At 55.6% G+C, this 17,492-nt stretch carries 12 protein-coding genes; 6 read left to right on the forward strand and 6 right to left on the reverse strand.

Annotated elements, in window-relative coordinates:
* Nucleotides 1-194: 194 nt before the first annotated feature.
* A complete protein-coding gene (locus FYK55_RS27135; protein WP_150079753.1) occupies nt 195-1,010 on the reverse strand; it encodes an ankyrin repeat domain-containing protein in 816 nt (271 codons plus the stop codon).
* A gap of 487 nt (nt 1,011-1,497) precedes the next feature.
* Between FYK55_RS27135 and FYK55_RS27140 the strand changes: the two genes are divergently transcribed.
* A complete protein-coding gene (locus tag FYK55_RS27140) occupies nt 1,498-2,799 on the forward strand; it encodes an ankyrin repeat domain-containing protein (protein WP_161604783.1) in 1,302 nt (433 codons plus the stop codon).
* Nucleotides 2,800-2,919: 120 nt separating this feature from the next.
* On the opposite strand, the gene FYK55_RS27145 is transcribed toward FYK55_RS27140, so the two are convergent.
* Nucleotides 2,920-3,408, reverse strand: a complete 489-nt coding sequence (locus FYK55_RS27145; RefSeq protein ID WP_150079755.1) for a DinB family protein — start codon at nt 3,406-3,408, stop codon at nt 2,920-2,922.
* A gap of 288 nt (nt 3,409-3,696) precedes the next feature.
* Between FYK55_RS27145 and FYK55_RS27150 the strand changes: the two genes are divergently transcribed.
* Together FYK55_RS27150 and FYK55_RS27155 are read left to right on the forward strand one after the other, a co-directional pair.
* Nucleotides 3,697-4,083, forward strand: a complete 387-nt coding sequence (locus FYK55_RS27150; RefSeq protein WP_150079756.1) for a BlaI/MecI/CopY family transcriptional regulator — start codon at nt 3,697-3,699, stop codon at nt 4,081-4,083.
* Nucleotides 4,080-7,592, forward strand: a complete 3,513-nt coding sequence (locus FYK55_RS27155; protein ID WP_150079757.1) for a M56 family metallopeptidase — start codon at nt 4,080-4,082, stop codon at nt 7,590-7,592. The genes FYK55_RS27150 and FYK55_RS27155 overlap by 4 nt, the downstream gene beginning before the upstream one ends.
* A 337-nt stretch (nt 7,593-7,929) precedes the next feature.
* On the opposite strand, the gene FYK55_RS27160 is transcribed toward FYK55_RS27155, so the two are convergent.
* Both FYK55_RS27160 and FYK55_RS27165 read right to left on the reverse strand, forming a co-directional pair.
* Complete coding sequence (locus tag FYK55_RS27160; protein ID WP_150079758.1) at nt 7,930-8,445, reverse strand: hypothetical protein; 516 nt, start codon at nt 8,443-8,445, stop codon at nt 7,930-7,932.
* 123 nt (nt 8,446-8,568) lie between these two features.
* Nucleotides 8,569-9,126: a hypothetical protein gene (locus tag FYK55_RS27165; protein ID WP_150079759.1), complete on the reverse strand. Its 558-nt coding sequence runs from the start codon at nt 9,124-9,126 to the stop codon at nt 8,569-8,571.
* 585 nt (nt 9,127-9,711) lie between these two features.
* On the opposite strand from FYK55_RS27165, the gene FYK55_RS27170 reads away from it, so the two are divergent.
* Nucleotides 9,712-10,872 (forward strand): hypothetical protein, encoded by a 1,161-nt coding sequence (locus FYK55_RS27170; protein ID WP_161604784.1) that lies wholly within the window; start codon nt 9,712-9,714, stop codon nt 10,870-10,872.
* A 223-nt stretch (nt 10,873-11,095) separates the two neighbouring features.
* Here FYK55_RS27170 and FYK55_RS27175 read toward each other — a convergent pair whose 3' ends face one another.
* Nucleotides 11,096-12,313: a cation:proton antiporter gene (locus FYK55_RS27175; RefSeq protein WP_150079761.1), complete on the reverse strand. Its 1,218-nt coding sequence runs from the start codon at nt 12,311-12,313 to the stop codon at nt 11,096-11,098.
* 145 nt (nt 12,314-12,458) lie between these two features.
* On the opposite strand from FYK55_RS27175, the gene glgX reads away from it, so the two are divergent.
* Nucleotides 12,459-14,909, forward strand: coding sequence for a glycogen debranching protein GlgX (glgX, locus tag FYK55_RS27180; protein ID WP_150079762.1), 2,451 nt, complete (start codon nt 12,459-12,461; stop codon nt 14,907-14,909).
* 144 nt (nt 14,910-15,053) lie between these two features.
* On the opposite strand, the gene FYK55_RS27190 is transcribed toward glgX, so the two are convergent.
* On the reverse strand, nt 15,054-15,674 hold the full coding sequence (locus tag FYK55_RS27190) for a YdeI/OmpD-associated family protein (protein ID WP_150079763.1): 621 nt from the start codon (nt 15,672-15,674) through the stop codon (nt 15,054-15,056).
* Nucleotides 15,675-15,903: 229 nt separating this feature from the next.
* Between FYK55_RS27190 and FYK55_RS27195 the strand changes: the two genes are divergently transcribed.
* Nucleotides 15,904-16,974 carry an ADP-ribosylglycohydrolase family protein gene (locus FYK55_RS27195; protein ID WP_150079764.1) on the forward strand — a complete coding sequence of 357 codons (1,071 nt, stop codon included), beginning with the start codon at nt 15,904-15,906 and terminating at the stop codon, nt 16,972-16,974.
* The last annotated feature ends 518 nt before the right edge of the window (nt 16,975-17,492 follow it).

A 17,492-nucleotide genomic window follows, 5' to 3' on the forward strand; every position in this document is an offset into this window, starting at 1 on the left:
ACAACAATTTCCGGCTCAACTTCGCGAGGTCGGCTGCCATCTCTGATGACGAGCTTGAAACCGAAGATCGCGTTCGAACCCCCGCAGAGACCGCCAAAACATCTCACTCTCTCTGAATCACAAGCCCAACCGGGTTATCGCCGGATCTCTCTTTGACCCATTGGGCCAACCTACCCGCAGGTGCTTGCGTGACGCTATTCGCGAAAACGGTTCAGCAAGAGCATTGGCCGATATTCTGACTGACCATTCCAATGCACAGGAAGATCCAATGACTCGGCGGCCTCCTTCACTTGGTTGCCGACCGCGACGGTCTCTCGATAGCCTCCCTCATCTGCACCCCAGATCCCGAGATTGAGCTGAGCATACCGTACCGCTCGTTTTTGATCCTGTTCGGTGTAAAAGCAGATCCCCGTCAGTTGCTCTCCTCGATCTTTTCTCTCTTGAAAGATCTCCGCGCAGTCGCTCCATGCATCTTCCTGGGTCGTTCCGCATTTTTGTTCGGCAACGATTCCCAACGTATTGAGCCGCTCGAATAGTTGATCAAGTACCACTTGAGCTTTTGCCCAGTCCTTCTTCCGCAATCGCGCGGAAGGCGGATCAGGTAAAACGATTGGTGCCGGCCGGCCTGTCAACTTCATCAACAACTGTTGAGTCTCATCGCAATTCGCGTTCTCGATCAGATACTCGTCGAGTCGTCCTTCGAATTCCAGAGAAGCTCCGGCATCGAGCAGTGCTTGGACCGGATGAACAGTCTGCGAGAATTCAATTGCCAGATACAATGCAGTTCGACCGCCGGGTATCGTGTCATCAAGGTTTGCACCACTGGCAATCAGTAGCTCGATCGCATCGACAACTCGTTGGTGATCTTCGATCTCACTTCCCGCGGTTGCCGCACGTTGCAGAGGCGTAAATCCATTGTCGTCTTTTCCGTTGACGTCAGCCCCTTCATCAAGAAGCCGGCGAAGAGTATCGACATCCGCTTGTTGTGCAGCTGCATGTAGAGTTGTCATTGATCTACCGATTCGCAAGGATTGTCTCAATTCATCTTGTCAAGCAAGAAAGGCGATTTGCGTTTGTACGACGAGAAGAAACGAAGGCTTCGGTCCGCAATTTCAAACACAAGTCTCTATTGCCAACCATCGTGACGCCCTATCGCGACAAGAGATTCTAGCAGTTGCCAAATCCCATGTCAGATCAACCGATTGAGTGCCCGAAGGATCCGTGGGTTGCGATTCATTGGTCGGCAATCGACTACCATGACCTCGAATAGGTCCCTAAGTTTGATTGTGTGCGGTTCGCAATCAATGTCACAAGACTTCGCTTCCAAGACTCGGAGAAGAGTCAGCATGAACGCTAAGAAGATTTCGCCGGCCCCGAAATGGCAGTCGAAATGGCCTCGCGATGGTGAGCTGCGCGGTTGGTTTCGCTGCATGCTGGAAAAATTTGACGCAACCAGCGACGTCGAAGAGGGAGCTCTTTGAAGTTGGAGTCGAATCAATGAGCAAGACACTTGCGGAAAAGGCGGATCAGTTTGTGGAGTCTGCTTGGCATTGGGGTGACCGAGCTCGCGCGGAGGCACTGGTGACTGAGGAGCCCGCGATTGCTCGAAGTTCGATTTACGCCGCCGCTGCTTATGGCGAGGACGGGTTGGTCGCCGAGTTGCTAAAACAGGATCCAGGGCGCGTTGTTGCAAAGGGCGGCCGCAAGAACTGGCCTCCCCTGCTATACGCCGCTTGGTCATGCTTCTGGCCCACTCGCAGCGAGGGCCTACTGAACGTCATTCGTCTGTTGTTGGATCACGGAGCAGACCCAAATTCGAGTTGGCACAATTCGCAATATGATCAGGCAGAGTCGGCCTTGTATGGCACGGTCGAAGCGAATTCGGTCGCTGGTGCACGGTTGTTGCTGGAGGCGGGTGCCGATCCCAACGATAACGAGTCGCTCTATCACGCGTGTGAGAAATGGAATCTGGACCTGCTCGTCGCCTTGGGGGAATACGGTCTCAACGCAAAGGATGTCTCGTACTGTTTGAAACATGCGTTGGATATGCGATGGCCCGAGGCGGTGCATTGGTTCCTGGATCAGGGTGCCGATCCCAACGCGGTCCACCCAGCGGCTCAGGAAACGTCTTTGCATTGGGCGGTCAAACGTGGTGCTCCGCTTGCCGTCATTCAGAGGCTCCTTGATGCGGGGGCCGATCCCAACGCGCGGACACAAGCCGGTCACTCCGCATTCATCGGCCTGAAGGGCAACACGCCGCTCGACTATGCGTTGGGACTTGGCTCCACGGAAACCGCGACTCTTCTGCGGGCAAATGGCGGCATTGATTCGCCGCGTCCACCAAAGGAGGCCTGGATCGCGACTGCTGCTGCCGGCGATCAGAAGCTTGCGCACGCGATGCTTGCTGACAATCCAGACTTGAAGAGACAGCTCGATGCGTTCGATCGGAACCTTGTCGCACATGTGGCTCAGATGCAGAATTGGTCCGGTGTTCGACTGATGATCGAACTGGAGTGGCCTATTGACGCCGTCGGGTGGATGGAAGCTCGCCCATTGACTTGGGCGCTGTGTTTCGGGAACGCCGAAATGGTTGATTTTCTTCTCAGCCGAGGTGCCTCCCTCGCACCGGCCGGTCCATACTTTCAAACACCATTGCACACGGTGGTGCATTGTCGCTGGGAAAAGCGAGATCAGCCGGCCTGTCTAGCGAGGCTGCTGGCTGAGAACATCTCGGTACCCACCGGATTCTATCCCTGTGGCGTCGAAGAGTTCGATTTGATCCTACGCGACACTGCATAGAGACACTGCATCGAGCAGCCGAGCAGTGCTAGATCATTCCTCGATCCTTTGATTTTCAACAACGACGACCCGCTGACAATTTGAGCCATCCGTTTTGCGGAGCAAATCAGAAAATCGCATTCACTCTTCGTAGATCGACGGAAACTCCAGTCCGGCCATCCTCAGGTACACCGATAAAATTCCGCGATGATGAGCGGAGTGGGTGAAAACCCATTTCCGAATGCAAGCTCCTTTTTCCATCGTGAAAAGTGTTTGGCCTCCCATCTTCAGGGACCAATCATCTTCCATCACAGAATCGGGTACACCTTGAAGAGTTTCAATTGCCGCTTTGCAGTGTTGATCAAACGAGTCCAAAATCTGGCTCACCTGCGTGACTTCAGGTGCAACGTAGGGTTCCTCACCGACGGGCGCAATGTCCCATTCGCGCTGGCCTACAATTCCAGGTAGCCAACCCACAATTTCGGCAAGGTGATTCGCGTTCCATCCGATCGTGTGTAGCGAGTCTCCAGGCTTCCAATTCAGTTTGTCGTCAGGAATTCGTTCCATCAGCTTGCGAGTCATCGCGAATTCGCCCGGCAATTCGTCGCTCATCAATTCAGAAATCAGCATTTGCCGCTCCTGGTCCTTTGACGTGTCGTGTTCTGACCATTCTAGCGAATGGATGTACGGATGGACCTTGACTGACAAGGTTCGCACGCCTCGGTGGAAGCCTTTCGGCACAGCTTGCAGCAGCCTCGATGATTCGAGCTGCCGAGTCCGCCGCGCGACGTCCTTCACACAAGCGGTCGTTATTTCCCGCCAAATCCTTGCAATTGCCGAATTCTTTCGCTAACGTGGACGCACATGGCGAATTCGTTCGCCACTTAGACACGGTGGAAACTGTTGCGGAGGGCAGGCATGGCCAGGCAAACATCGTCGCAGCCGACCGAAGTGGAACTGCAAATGCTGAAGATTCTCTGGCAGGACGGGCCGGGCATCGCTCGACATCTTCACGACTCGCTGCAGGAATTTAAAGAAACGACCTATTCGACGACCGTTAAGATGCTGTCGGTCATGCTGGACAATGGACTTTTTAGGCGGGACGACGCGGTGCTCCCGCAGATCGATTATCCATCGGGTCCGCAACCGCGAACTCAGCGGCAAATGCTGGGAAACCTGATCGAAAACTTCGACGACGGGTCGGCGGCGCAGTTGATGGTACGCGCACTGTCGTCCAAGAAAGCGATTCCCCAAGAGATCGCCGAGATCCGACCCTTGCTTGAAGCGATAGAAGAGAAGCAATGAACACCGCAATTCTCGAAATCATCGGATGGCTCGTCGTTCACTCGTTGTGGCAAGGAACGCTGGTGGGTTTGCTTGGCTGGTTGCTCGCCGATCTCGGCTTCCGCCATGGCCGAGCGTCGACACGGTATGCCATGCTGTGTTTTGCGTTGGCAGCCTTCGTGGCTTGCCCGGTCGTGACTGCCTGTTTCTTCGCGCAATCAGAAGGAATCGCGTCGCTTTCTGATCAGAGGATCGACGCAGACGGTGAAGACACACTTGCTGATAAAGCAGCATCGCCACCATTTCCGCGGGTGATTGCCCCCGTCGATTCGACGCCCTCGATGAACCAGCCGGCGAGCAACTCATCGACGACGGCACTCGTCCCGTCGTCGGCAGCGCCTACCCGATCCGTGGCCGAGCGATTCAAAACAGCCGTCGATCCGTGGCTGAGTCCAATCGCGATCGGTTGGAGCATCGGCGTTTGTCTCCTCGCGCTGCGTCTTCTGCTCGGATGGTGGCGGATCGAAGCGGTGCGGCGCGGTGCCAGGCCTTTGAACGACCCACGGCTGTTGGAGCCATTGAAGAAGGCGGCACGAAAGCTGAACGTTCAACGAACGGTGAGCCTACTGGTTTGCGATGAAATCGACTCGCCGGTAGTCGTTGGCGTGTTGAAAAGTTTCGTTTTGGTACCGGCAAGCTTTCTGAGTCACGTTCAGGCGAACCACATCGAAGCGATTCTGGCGCACGAGTTGGCTCACGTTCGTCGCTACGACTATCTGGTCAATCTGCTTCAATCGTTTGTCGAAACCCTCTTTTTCTACCATCCAGCCGTTTGGTGGATTTCACACCGCATTCGCATCGAACGAGAAAACTGCTGCGATGATTTGGCCGCCGCCACGTCCGCGAGCCCGATCGCCTACAGCCAGGCGTTGCTGGCGTTGGAAGAGCTGCGCGGGAACAGTTTATCGCCAGCGCTGGGAATCAATGACGGATCATTGCTTTCGCGCGTTCGTCGATTGATTGGGCAGCCTTCGCGGCATGATACGGTCGCAACCGGTGGAGCACTTACCGCTGGCGTTGTCGGTTCTTTGGCAGTGGGTTTGTTGATCGGCGTTGCTTCGTTGCGAGCGGATGAAGCTGATGAAGAGAAAGCAAGCGATCCAAAATTTCAGGTGACCGTCAGCGGCGATCTGTCAGTGGAACTGATCGCCGTCATGCCCCACAACGGAACTTCCGAGCAGGCATGGAGGCCGGATGGAAGTGCGTTCACCGAGCCGCCAGAGCTGCCGCCAGCTCCCGGCAATTCGACGACTCGCGAACTTTCGGGGATCGATTTGTTCTTGCGATACCGTGGGTTGAGTGATTCTCAGCAGCCGACCTATGAGATGAAGGGCGTCAAAACGATGTGGCATCCGGACGAAAACGGAGTCGCGTCGATCATTGTCGTTCCAGATGAGGACACTGAGAAGGAATCTCTCACGATTGGCATCTCCGATCCTGACTTTGGCCCATGGAAGAAGTTGGATCTCATCGGCAACGCGACCGAACCGAAGGTCATTGAGCCACGTTTCCGGGAATCCTACGCGACGATCTGGCCGGTCGACGTCCAGTCGCGTGGCACAGAGTCACTACTGCGTTGGGCACACGATCGTCATGACAACCGTTTGGCTCACATCGAAGTCGTCGCGGTTGACCAAGTGGGCAAACGCCACAAACCCAACGGATCCACGCTTTGGGATGACGAACAAGACGTGGCACGCGACGCCGATCTGTTTGACCTTTCCATGGACCAGATCGACCAGATTGAATACCGCCTCAAGCCGATTCGACATTGGGTGACATTCAAGAACGTCGCGTTGAAACCCAATCGAACGACCCGTGTTCTGATCGGTGTTCAACCCGTGGCGATTCCCGCCACCGACGCACAAACTCTTCAATCTTCACATGCGCCGCCGGCGGATGTGGATGCCCAGCAACTTGGCCAGGCCGTTCATCAAAAGCTGACTGCCATCGACCGACTTTCGTCGTTCCAAGTGCAGACGCAGTCCTTCACTTCCTACTACGGCGAAGCTGAGGGCGTGATTGAATTGAAGAACGAACGCTCGCTCGAAAACTTGAAGCTGGCCCTCAACGAGCGCGACTTCGATCGCAGTCTTTCAACGACCGATCTAACGTGGGCGTGGAAAGACAATGAAGTGGTCTCGACGCGGCGTCATCAATACATCTACGAAGGCGAACCCTATGACCAAGCGACGGCACGGACGTGGAACGGTTCGCAGGGCTGGTTTCGTGACTCGGACCAGAGGTTTGGGCGTTACATCAGCTTTGAAAGAAGTTTCCTTCACCATTACTTCCGGCCAAGTCAGTTTCTCTATCTTGGCGACCATCATTTCTCCTGGGCAGACCGGGAGGAATACCCATCGTTCTTCGTGAATTCTTCGATTCCCGTGGAGCGAGCCAACTACCAGAGCCTGCCCGACGAGATGTTCGCGGGGGAAATGTGCAGCGTGATTCGTTCGATTCCACGCGAAGAGCAGCTCTGGGTTAGCAAACGGACAGGGGACTTGCGTGGTTGCCTGACTTTTTTGAGCCAAGGAAGATTCACGCGGATGCACGAGATGGAGGCGACTCGCGAGATGGCCGGGCGTTCCTTCGATTCCGATGAAGAATTCCGGCGATGGTTCAACGGGACCGCCTCACCTGAACAACGTGCTCAATTGACCGTTGAATGGTCCTATCTCCACCGAGACAACCAGCATCCCGATGACCTGATCGAGTTTTCAGATTACCAAGAAGTGATCCCCGGTATCCGAATCCCAATGACCGAGTGGCATTCCTCTTCATTCCATGCGGGCGATCCTTATGAGTACGGCACGAAATGGAAATACCATGTGCATCACACAACAGTCAAAGAAGCGAAGACGGACATCGATCTTGAACGTTTGCGGGCAGAGTCGTTGCCGAAGAAAGGCGACACGATCAACGATTGGCGGTTTTCGACACATGTGAATTACGAATTCGATCCGGACATGCCTGAGTCGGACATCCACGCGTTGGTTGATGAAGCGATGCAGAAGCGGGTGGCAAACCAGGAGATGCTCGACCGGATGCTCAAGCCGTTGACCGATATGAGGGGACAACGGGCACCAAAGTTGTCCGGGCAGCCAATGCCGGGCGAAGAACTCCCCGTAATGAACCCTGACAAACCAACGCTACTGCATTTTTGGGCCGTCTGGTGCGGCCCCTGCAAGAACGACATTCCATTGCTGAATCGGATGTCAAAAAACGGTTGGAACGTGATCGGGGTTCACGCTCCGGGAACAGACCTCGAAGCCATTGACGCTGCAGTCGAGGAGGAGGGCATCAACTATCCCGTCATGCGCGGCGATGGAAACTCGGGAACCGGCATCCAACCCGACACAATCACCGGCTACCCGGTGGCAATGTTTCCCTGCTGCGTCCTGATCGACAAAGAAGGCAACATTGAAGCCGTTGGTTCGCTGACGAACGTGATAGAACGGCGGCGTTAGAACCCGCCTGCCAATTTCAATACAAACACCGTGATATGCAGTGCAATGAGCGGCAAGTCGCTAGCCGCCGGTCGAGGCGAGAAGACCCGCGGCTAGCGCCACGCGGCTCACGCAAAGTGGGACTGTCCAGCTAGGTGTTTGTTGGACTGCGTCTACCCGATCGAACACCGAAGATTGGTTGATATCCAGTGCGCCCCGAGCCGTTCCAGCTCCACGATGGCGGCACGATGTTTCCGAAGAAGACGATGTCGATAACCAAACACGGCAAAAGCGATTCCGAACAGCGTAACGCCTGCAATCATTGTCCGCGTTGAGAATCGACGAAGTCGCTGGAGTTTCATTCTTCAGGCCACTCTGATTGGCGAATTCTCTGTTTTTTGGAAACAGCCCACTTCGTGGTCAAATGCTTCAGCCGACCTGCCATTGACAACAAGAACACGCCACACACAAAGAACGGAGCCGCGCACCAGAGCAAGGACGAACTCAGGCGGCCTCCGGCAGGATTCAGAACGGTATCAACGGAACCCCAAAGAGTCATGTGGGCTGACGTGCGAAAGTAGTAAATGGAGCCCAGCAAAAGAAACAATAAGGCGGCAAGTACAAGCAGTCGAATCGTGGGTTTGCACAGCCATAACGCCATGCAGAGGCCAGGAAGCGCCAACAAGAATGGCAATTCCGTTCCGAACCGAGGGCGAAAGAACGTCTGAATGCCATTTGAGAATGGGGCTGCGAACACGACGATGCCTAAAGCAATTGAAGCCATCGCGAGAAGCACAACGCTCAACGGCCTCCTGGAAGGCGGAAGCATCGCCATGTCTTCGGCCGTAAGATCGGCAGGACGGAATGGATTCATTGGCATGCAAATCGATCACGATACGAATCACGTGGTCGCCGCAACGTTTGATTGGCTTGATCGGTTTCAAGAGATCCCTCAGTCGCCGCCCGCTGTCGAAGACGGCACCCTCGCCCGATCGCGTTATTCCCCGCTGGCGGCTTGTGTCTCTTTCTTGTACCTGACATCGACGTCGATCTTGCCAGCTTTCAACTGCGTCCCGCTTGTCTCAAACTTCACAGACTTTGGCGTCTGACCAAACAACTTTTCCACCCAGTCATCGCTATCAATTGTGATGCGTAATGCATCACCTTCGGAATCGCATGTCACCGCTACACCGTCAACGTAGGACGCACCGCGACCGTCCGCTTTGAGTTTCCACACATTGGCTTGACCTGCCGCAAGCAGTTCATCGAAAGTTCCAGATTGCGGACGCGCGACCGGATTGAAGTACGAAAAACCAAATTGATACGTTGAGTCGCCGCCTTTGACCGTAACCATCCAGGAATACTCGCAGTGGTTGGCGGGACTCACGCCCCATTTCCATTCTCGCTCGATCTCGTCAACCGGAAAGGTGAACACGCATTTGCCAGGCAAGACGGTCGCTGTTGCGTCGTTACTCTTCGGCTTGTCGGTACCATCGGCCGGCAACCATTGAGGTGAGAACAGCGCCAGAAACGAAAATGTCAGGATGCGGTTCATTCTGGTTTGCTCGAAAAAGAATCGAATCGGGTCACGCAGGACGGCGATTGCTGCGGCTGGCGGCCAACTTCAAGACAAGGATCATCGATCAAGCCTGGCACTGCACGGAGGTATGGCACCTCGATTGCGTGGAAGAGCTTGGCGATACCCTCATCGCCCATGCGGATCGATTCAGCCGGCACTTTACCCGTCGGGCAATTTTTTCATCTCGGAAGCGTCGGGGCATTTGCGCCACGCTCTCACGGATTTCACCCTGGCAGCGAGGCCTCCACGGCAGGCCGGGTTGCTTTCGCGGGCATTCTCGCTGGTGGGAAGCACCGGGTCAAGTTTTGGGCGTCATGCCGCACACCCCTGCCGGGAACATGCACCACGTGGCCTCAAACTGCCATCTCGTGTGCTCAGACAAAATCGAAACTCGATTCTCGAGAGCCATTGGCCGGAAGACGAAATGCCTGATCCAAATCAACCGGTTGCGGTAGACTTGGGCGACTTTACTCTGGGGGCTGCGTTCGACTTTCGAGATTTCGCGCGACATCCAAATCTCGTTCACGCACGAGCAAATAAACGTAACGAGTCGGAGGTGAGATGATGAGATGGCTGTGGGTATTCTTGCTGATTCTCAGCGGTGCTTCCGTTGGGTCAGCCCAGCGCTGCATCTCAATAGAGAGGTCAATCTTGGCAGCCCAATTCGACCGTGCGGGGGATCACTTGTTTGCATTGCTGGCTGATCGGATCCAGCAAATTCGCACAAGTGATGGAGAAGTTTTGCGTGAATTTGTGGTTCCCGGCGCGGATCAAACGCCGACTCAGAAAGTTAATCGCTGGGGAACGTTTGGACTGACCGCTGATGAACGCGAGCTAATTTTGGTTCGCCCAGACAGCTGCTTTCTCATCTTGAATCTTAAAGCGGGTCCGGATCAGCCAGACGATCAATGGGAGGTCATCGAGGTGCCAAGAGACCCGGCCAGCACTTCGTTTCCCAGTTCCACCTTCGACACGAGTTTTTACGGAAACCTTTCCGATGGTCGACTTGTTTTCACCCGTGGCAGTACGCAAGTACGTAAATGCACAAAGCTAATGCTCTATGATCGAGAGGCTAACGCCTTCATTGGGGCACCTGTTGAGTTAGGAGGCCAAGCTGCTTTATCGATCGATCCGGATGAGGAAACGGTTTCTGCGGTCCGAATGTCGCTGATCGGCAAACCGGGTCGACCATTGTGGCAACCAGATCCTAACAAGATTGAGAGGCTGGAAATCCATTGGAATGACCATGGATACGGAAGCGTGACGGTGAAAGCGGAAGGGCACCTACCAGATGCTCCCGTCTCCATTTCACCTGACTTAAAAGAGTACACGGCTCAGACTGGAAGGTTGCAGACTTTGAACTCTGGCTGGCTGGTCTCAACTATCGGAAGCTTACAATGGAATTCTAGCGTCCCTTTTCAGGAAATTTTGCCACCAAAGCCGATTCAGCAGATCCATTTCAAAGAACGACACGGAGGGAAGTTGAGTGCGCGATGGAGCGGTGACAGTGAACGACTCTTTATCGGTTGGGCGGATTACTCGCCGAACCCAAGCCTGACAGGAGTCAGCGTCTATACTCGATCGGGTCAACGCATCGGGACACTGGCCACCGGGCCCGCACGGTTTGTTCATGTGCTCGCGGTTTCTCACGATGGTAAGCATCTGGTGACGTCCGCTGGAAAGAAGATTCCAGAGTCAACATTGCTTTGGCACTTTGATTGAAAATCAATAGAAGATTGATACCAGTGACCCGAACAAGGAGTCGGCTTTGGTCTTCCGCCACGTGCAGATGCTCCTTGTCGGGATAGCGGGAGCGATCGCGACCCGAGCTCTTTCCGATGCGACTCGCGAGCGGATGGAGCGCCAGCGGTCATGACGTTCGCCAACAAGATTGGAATCTGAAGCGTTGTCGATTTGGGACCGCGATGGGGAAAGCCGCAGGCTCCTAAATCTCATCTGCGCGTCGTCGGACTCGGCCACCATAGAGTGACGCAAGCGGATTGGCCGACAGTCCGTGGAGCAGGATGCTCATCACGATGGTCCATGAAACGACAGCAACCATCGTCTCGTTCCCTGGCAACCGGTGACCGATCACCATCACCAGGAACACGACACTGGCCAAGCCGCGTGGACCGAACCAACCGATGAACAGCTGCGTGTCTCGCCTGAGTCCTTTACCGATCAAGCAAATAAATACCGGCAACATCCGAATGACGGTCAGGCTGAGAACGGCATACAACAGTACCTGCCAGCTAACCCTCGACACCAGGATCGGCAGCATGACGGTGCCGAAGCTGAACCAGGTCACCAGAGCCACCGCGTCGGCGGTGCCTTCGGCTGCAGCGAGAAACTGATGCTTGTGCTGTTTGGTTAACGCGCCAAAGGTAAGCCCCCCGACGAATGCGGCGATGAACCCGCTACCCTCCAGCCATTGGGCCGTCGCAAAACAAAGCAGGGCGAGAGTCGTGATCGGCAATTGCAGCCAAGTGCCGGCAACCCAGCCATTTGCCGCAGCGGCCCGAAGTGCGAATCCACCCGCTACGGCAAGAACAAGACCGGTCACAAATCCGATCCCAATGACCTTTAAGAAGAGTTCGAGCACCAGAGAAATGGGTTCCTGAGCTTCACTGGCACCGATGGCGAGCGCAATGAAAAACAAGATGATAGGCACGCAAATGCCATCGTTCAGACCGCTTTCCACGTTCAGGCTTTCGCGCACCTTGTCAGGGACCACCGGATTGGTCACCACAGCCTTTCCCAACGCCGCATCGGTGGGCGCAAGCATCGTGCCGATCAGTGCAATTTCAAAGAACCCAAGCTCCGGGAAGATCAACCACGCCATCAGAAGCCCGAATGCAATCGTTAGGGGCAAGCCAATCAGCAGCAATCGCGCAGGGATGTCCTCGACGCTGCGGAGGACTTTCAGATTGGCGTTGGACGAGTCGGTAAACAGACAAATCGCCAACGCGAGTTCGGCAAGTTGGCGGATCGTTTCCCCATCCACCCGTAAGTCCACAATGCCAAGCAGTTCCGGTCCGAATAGCATCCCCGCGGCGACGTAGACCAATGCGCCATTGACCGGCGTGGTGGCCAAACGCGACGCCGCCAAGCTGTACGCAAAAGCGAAGCCGGCAAAAACGGTTAGAATCTGGTACTCGGACATGTTTCGCCGTGCAAAGATGGATTGTCAAAATGCTACTCCATCTGCTGCGTCGACGGGAGTCACAGGCGATTCCGGTAGCAGATCATGCAGACACCACAACTCCGCTCCGAAGAGGACCACGCAAAGGAAAGGGAGACAGGATCCGATGCCGTCGAGAACCCCAGAGCCAGAGCTGAAGATCAAGATCCGATCGGAAGGGCCGACCACGGTGATCGCCTTGGCGGGCGATGTCGGCGGCGTTTTGGCCCCAGCCGATCGCGATCGGATTCAGGCAACGATCCAGCCGGGGGTTCAACTTGCTTTGGACTTCACGGAGGTTCCAAACATTTCAGGGGCCGGCCTTCGGCGGTTGCTTCTGGTCAGCCGGCACATTCGCGGTTTGGGAGGCGTGATCGCGGTTCGCGGGGCTTCCGAAGAACTGCGTGCAATCGCGGAAGCGTCGGGTTTTGGCGATCTGTTCCGTCGGTCGGTTCCGCTTCCCATCCCGGACACCGGGCAGAAGCCGCGAGAACGCATCGACCTCTATCCGACGCACTCGTACGGAAAATTTGCACTGCGTTCCGGCAACCCTCAGCCGCTCGGTGCGACCGCTCGTTCCAAGGGGGTCAATTTCGCGGTTTATTCGCGGCACGGGACGACGTGCACGCTCGTGCTGTTTGAGCATGGAGCCGCCAAGCCATTCGCTGAAATCCCGTTTCCACCCGAATTTCGCGTCGGCGACGTTCGCGCGATGATGGTTTTCGATCTCGACCCCGAAGCCATCGAGTACGCTTTCCGCGTGAACGGGCCTTTCTCGCCACGCGAGGGTCATCGCTTTGACGGCGAGCGTGAGCTGCTCGACCCGACAGCGCAAGCCGTTGCCTGGCGACCGAGTTGGGGCCAGAAGGACACGCGCATCACGACACCACGAGCGCGTCTGATTTCGCAGGATTTCGACTGGGAAGGTGATCGCCCTCTTGGTCTGCCGCTGGAAGATCTGGTGATCTATGAGATGCACGTGCGAGGATTCACGCGGCACCCCACGTCCAAGACGCGTTTCCCGGGAAGCTACGCGGGCTTGCGAGAGAAGATTCCTCACCTCGTTGAACTCGGCGTGAACTGTGTCGAGCTGCTGCCGATTTTTGAGTTTGACGAGACCGAGGTGGATCGCGTGGACCCGGCAACGGGCAAACCGTTGCTTAATTACTGGGGCTACAACACGCTGGCCTTCTGTGCTCCGAAAGCCGCTTACGCAGCGAGCGGTTCATGTCATCTGCAAGCGGATGAATTCAAGACGTTGGTGAAAGAGCTGCATCGCCACGGCATCGAAGTGGTTTTGGATGTCGTATTCAATCACACGGCCGAAGGCAATGAAAACGGCCCGACGCTTTCATTCAAAGGGTTGGACAACGCGACCTACTACATGTTGACGCCAGAAGGCTACTACTACAATTTCAGTGGCTGCGGCAACACCTTCAACTGCAATCACCCGGTCGTCCGCGAGTTTGTGTTGAATTGTTTGCGGCACTGGGTCGCGGAGTACCACGTCGATGGCTTTCGCTTCGACCTGGCCAGCATCCTGGGTCGAGCCCCGAATGGCACACCGCTAGCCAATCCTCCGCTACTCGAATCGCTGGCCCTCGATCCGATACTGGGCCGCACCAAGTTGATCGCCGAAGCGTGGGATGCGGGAGGGCTGTACCAGGTCGGTCATTTCCCTGCCTACGGTCGCTGGGCCGAATGGAATGGAAAGTACCGAGATTGCGTCCGAAAGTTTCTTAAGGGTGACATGGGCCAAGTCGGGGAAATGACGCAACGACTCTCCGGGTCGCCGGATCTGTATTTTCATCGCGGTCCGACTGCATCGATCAACTTTGTCACTTGTCACGATGGATTCACGCTCGCGGACGTGGTCAGCTACAACGACAAGCACAATGAAGCCAATGGAGAGCAGAACCGTGACGGTGCAAACGACAATCACTCTTGGAACTGCGGCGTCGAGGGACCGACCGAGGATCCTGAGATTCTGTCGTTGCGAACTCGGCTGATGAAAAACGCTTTGGCGATGCTCTTTCTCAGCCAGGGTATCCCGATGTTGTTGATGGGTGACGAAATGGGCCGCTCGCAGAACGGCAATAACAACGCCTACTGCCAGGACAATGAGCTCAATTGGCTGGATTGGAGTCTGAAGCACCGGAACCAGGAACTGTTCCGGTTTTGCCAGTCAATGATCGCATTTCGGAAAGCTCATCCGGTCCTGCGGCACCCGCGGTACTCCGAAACGAAGCATGGGAAATCGAACCGACTTGAGATCTGCTGGCACGGTACACGGCCTTGGCAGTCGGATCTCTCTGATGCCAGTCGAGTACTCGCCTTTCATGCCCGCCTGCGACGTGAAGAATCGGACGATTTGATCTACGCCGCTTTCAACAACTATTGGGAAACGCTGGACTTCGATTTACCTCGCGTTGGGGATGCTGGGGAGTGGCGGGTCTTCGCGAACACCCGGCTGCGAGCTCCCGATGACATCAGCTCACCGGGAGACGAGCGCGCCTTGGACAACCCGAATCAAATTCAAGTCGCCGGCCGGTCTGTCGTCATCCTCGTTGCCCGGTAGGTTCCAGCGGCCGTAGCGAGATGGTCTTCACCGATGACCTGCGTCGCCTTTCTCGATAGCATTCGAGCTGCTGGCCTGCAAAAACGATCGCGCCACCACGCCCATCTTTCGCCTGATGAAGAAACCGCGACCAAGGCCCCGTGTTCAACCGAACGTCTCTCCGCGTTCGAGCATGGCAATGAATTCTACCAGTTTGCGCGCTTTCGTTTCGGGCTTCTTTGCGTTGTGGAGTCGATAATAGAAGGCGTACTTTTTGGATTTTGAAAGCGTCGCGTAGAAGTCACTTGCCTTCTTGGACTTCTTCAAAGCGGCGAGAAACTCGGCCGATTCTTTGAAAGTCGAACTTGATGCATAGGCGCCATCCCAACGTCCGTCCGCCTTTGCCAACTCAACCGCCGCGTGGCCTGCAGGCTTCATGCGATCATCACGAATGAGTCGCTCAATGTGCTTCTTGTTTACTTGAGACCAAACGCTTCGTTTGCCACGCGGCGTGAATTTGTGAATCCAAGAGACTTCATCACCTTTTCTTACGGGGCCATCGATCCAGCCGTAACACAAAGCCACGTCGAGTGCCTCCGCATAAGTGATGCTCTTGTGCCCACTGTCCTTTTTGAAGAACTGGATCCAAACACCGCCATGCTCGGCATGATGCTTGATAAGCCATCTTTCAAGCTTGCCGGTCGTAGAAAACGCGATGACGGGCTTACCGTCCGGGGATGCAATGGCGGCCGCCGGCTTCGCTGGTTTTGAGCTCTTTTTTGCCATTCAGATCAACTTGGAAAGCGCGGCGATTCTAGCAAAACTCAGCCGTCGCGTATGATAGACGTCTTCGGGTACGAACAATACAGCCGTTGTGAGCAGATCCAAGATCTTCTTCGATCGAGTTCACTTTCAGCAATATTGAATCAGGCAGAAATAGATCAATTCCTCAGATCAAAGTTGGCGATGTGCCGCAACTGCAAATTGCAAATTGAACATGGCAAAAGGGAAATTGATGGATCGTAGACAGAGCAGACGCGAGGCGATTGTTGGTTGCATTCTGGGGACAGCGGTGGGTGATGCGCTGGGTCTGCCGTACGAAGGATTATCGCCGAAGCGATCTGCCAGGCTGCTTGGTCCACCGGATCGGTACCGATTTTTCTTTCGTCGCGGCATGGTCTCCGACGACACCGAACACACGTGCATGGTCGCTCAATCGTTGATTGACGCGGGTGGCGACGTTCCAAAGTTCACACGCGCGTTTGCGAGGCGCTTGCGGTGGTGGATTCTGGCTTTACCGGCGGGGGTTGGCAAAGCGACAGCGAGGTCGGGAATCAAATTGTGGTTCGGGGCAAGTCCCGAGAAGGCAGGTGTGTTTTCAGCCGGAAATGGTCCCGCCATGCGCGCAGCGATCTTCGGCGCCTCCTTAGACGATGTTCCGTCAATACTGAACTTTGTTCGGGCGTCTTCTCGGCTGACCCACAGTGATCCCAAAGCCGATTACGGTGCATTCGCCGTCGCGCTGGCAGCCAAACACTCACGCGACCATGCAGCCGTGGATGCGAACCTTTGGCTTGACGAGGTTGTCGATGCGGTGGGAGAAGGTGGAGCGGAATTGATCGATTTGCTCCGCCAAGCCATTCGCAGCGTAGACGCTGGCGAAACAACCCGGACCTTTGCCAACTCACTTGGCCTGGAGCGTGGCGTGACGGGTTACACCTACCACACCGTCCCGGTCGCCATCCACACATGGCTGTCCAGCCCCAACGATTTTCGCAAGGCCGTCACGAGCATCATCGAAAGCGGCGGCGACGCAGACACGACAGCCGCAATCGTCGGTGGCATTGTGGGTGCAGGTGTTGGGACAGAAGGCATCCCACACGAATGGCTCGACGGCATTTGGGAATGGCCACGTAGCGTGCCCTGGATGCAGCGCCTCGGTGAAGCTCTGGCCGATTCGCTCGAGGGCGATCGTTCGATGAAATCGCCGACCGTCAATCCAATCGCGGTGCTTCTCCGCAATCTGCTGTTCCTATTCATCGTCCTCTTTCACGGCTTCCGCCGACTTGCTCCACCTTACGTTTGATTGCAAATTGCAAAATCAACATCTTAAAGGTTTCATTGACGGGCAATTGGAGCGTGCGGCGACCTAGGGAACGGCTGATGAAACCAGAGGATCTCTCCGATAGGTTTCGACGATTTGCCGAGCGACTCGCTGGGAGGTTTAAACGCGGAGTGGCGGAGGTGCGGAGTATCGCGGAGAATGGGCGGTTTGGTTTGCATGAAGGTGGTAGGTCGATAGGCGAGTGACGGAAAATGAGTTGACCAATGCAATCATTGGTGCCGCGATTTTCGTGCATTGCAGGCTCGGGCCGGGTTTATTGGAGCCGGGGAAAGTCCTGAGAAGACAAACCGTCAGCGCTGCTATCGACGATATGCCGAGCGGCTCGCTGGGAGGTTTGAACGCGGAGTGGCGGAGGTGCGGAGCATCGCGGAGAATGGGCGGTTTGGTTTGTATGAAGGTGATAGGTCAATAGGCGAGTGACGGAAAATGAGTTGACCGATGCAATCATTGGTGCCGCGATCTTCGTGCATCGCAGGCTT

The sequence above is a fragment of the Roseiconus nitratireducens genome (genome assembly GCF_008629675.1).
GTDB lineage: Bacteria > Planctomycetota > Planctomycetia > Pirellulales > Pirellulaceae > Stieleria > Stieleria nitratireducens.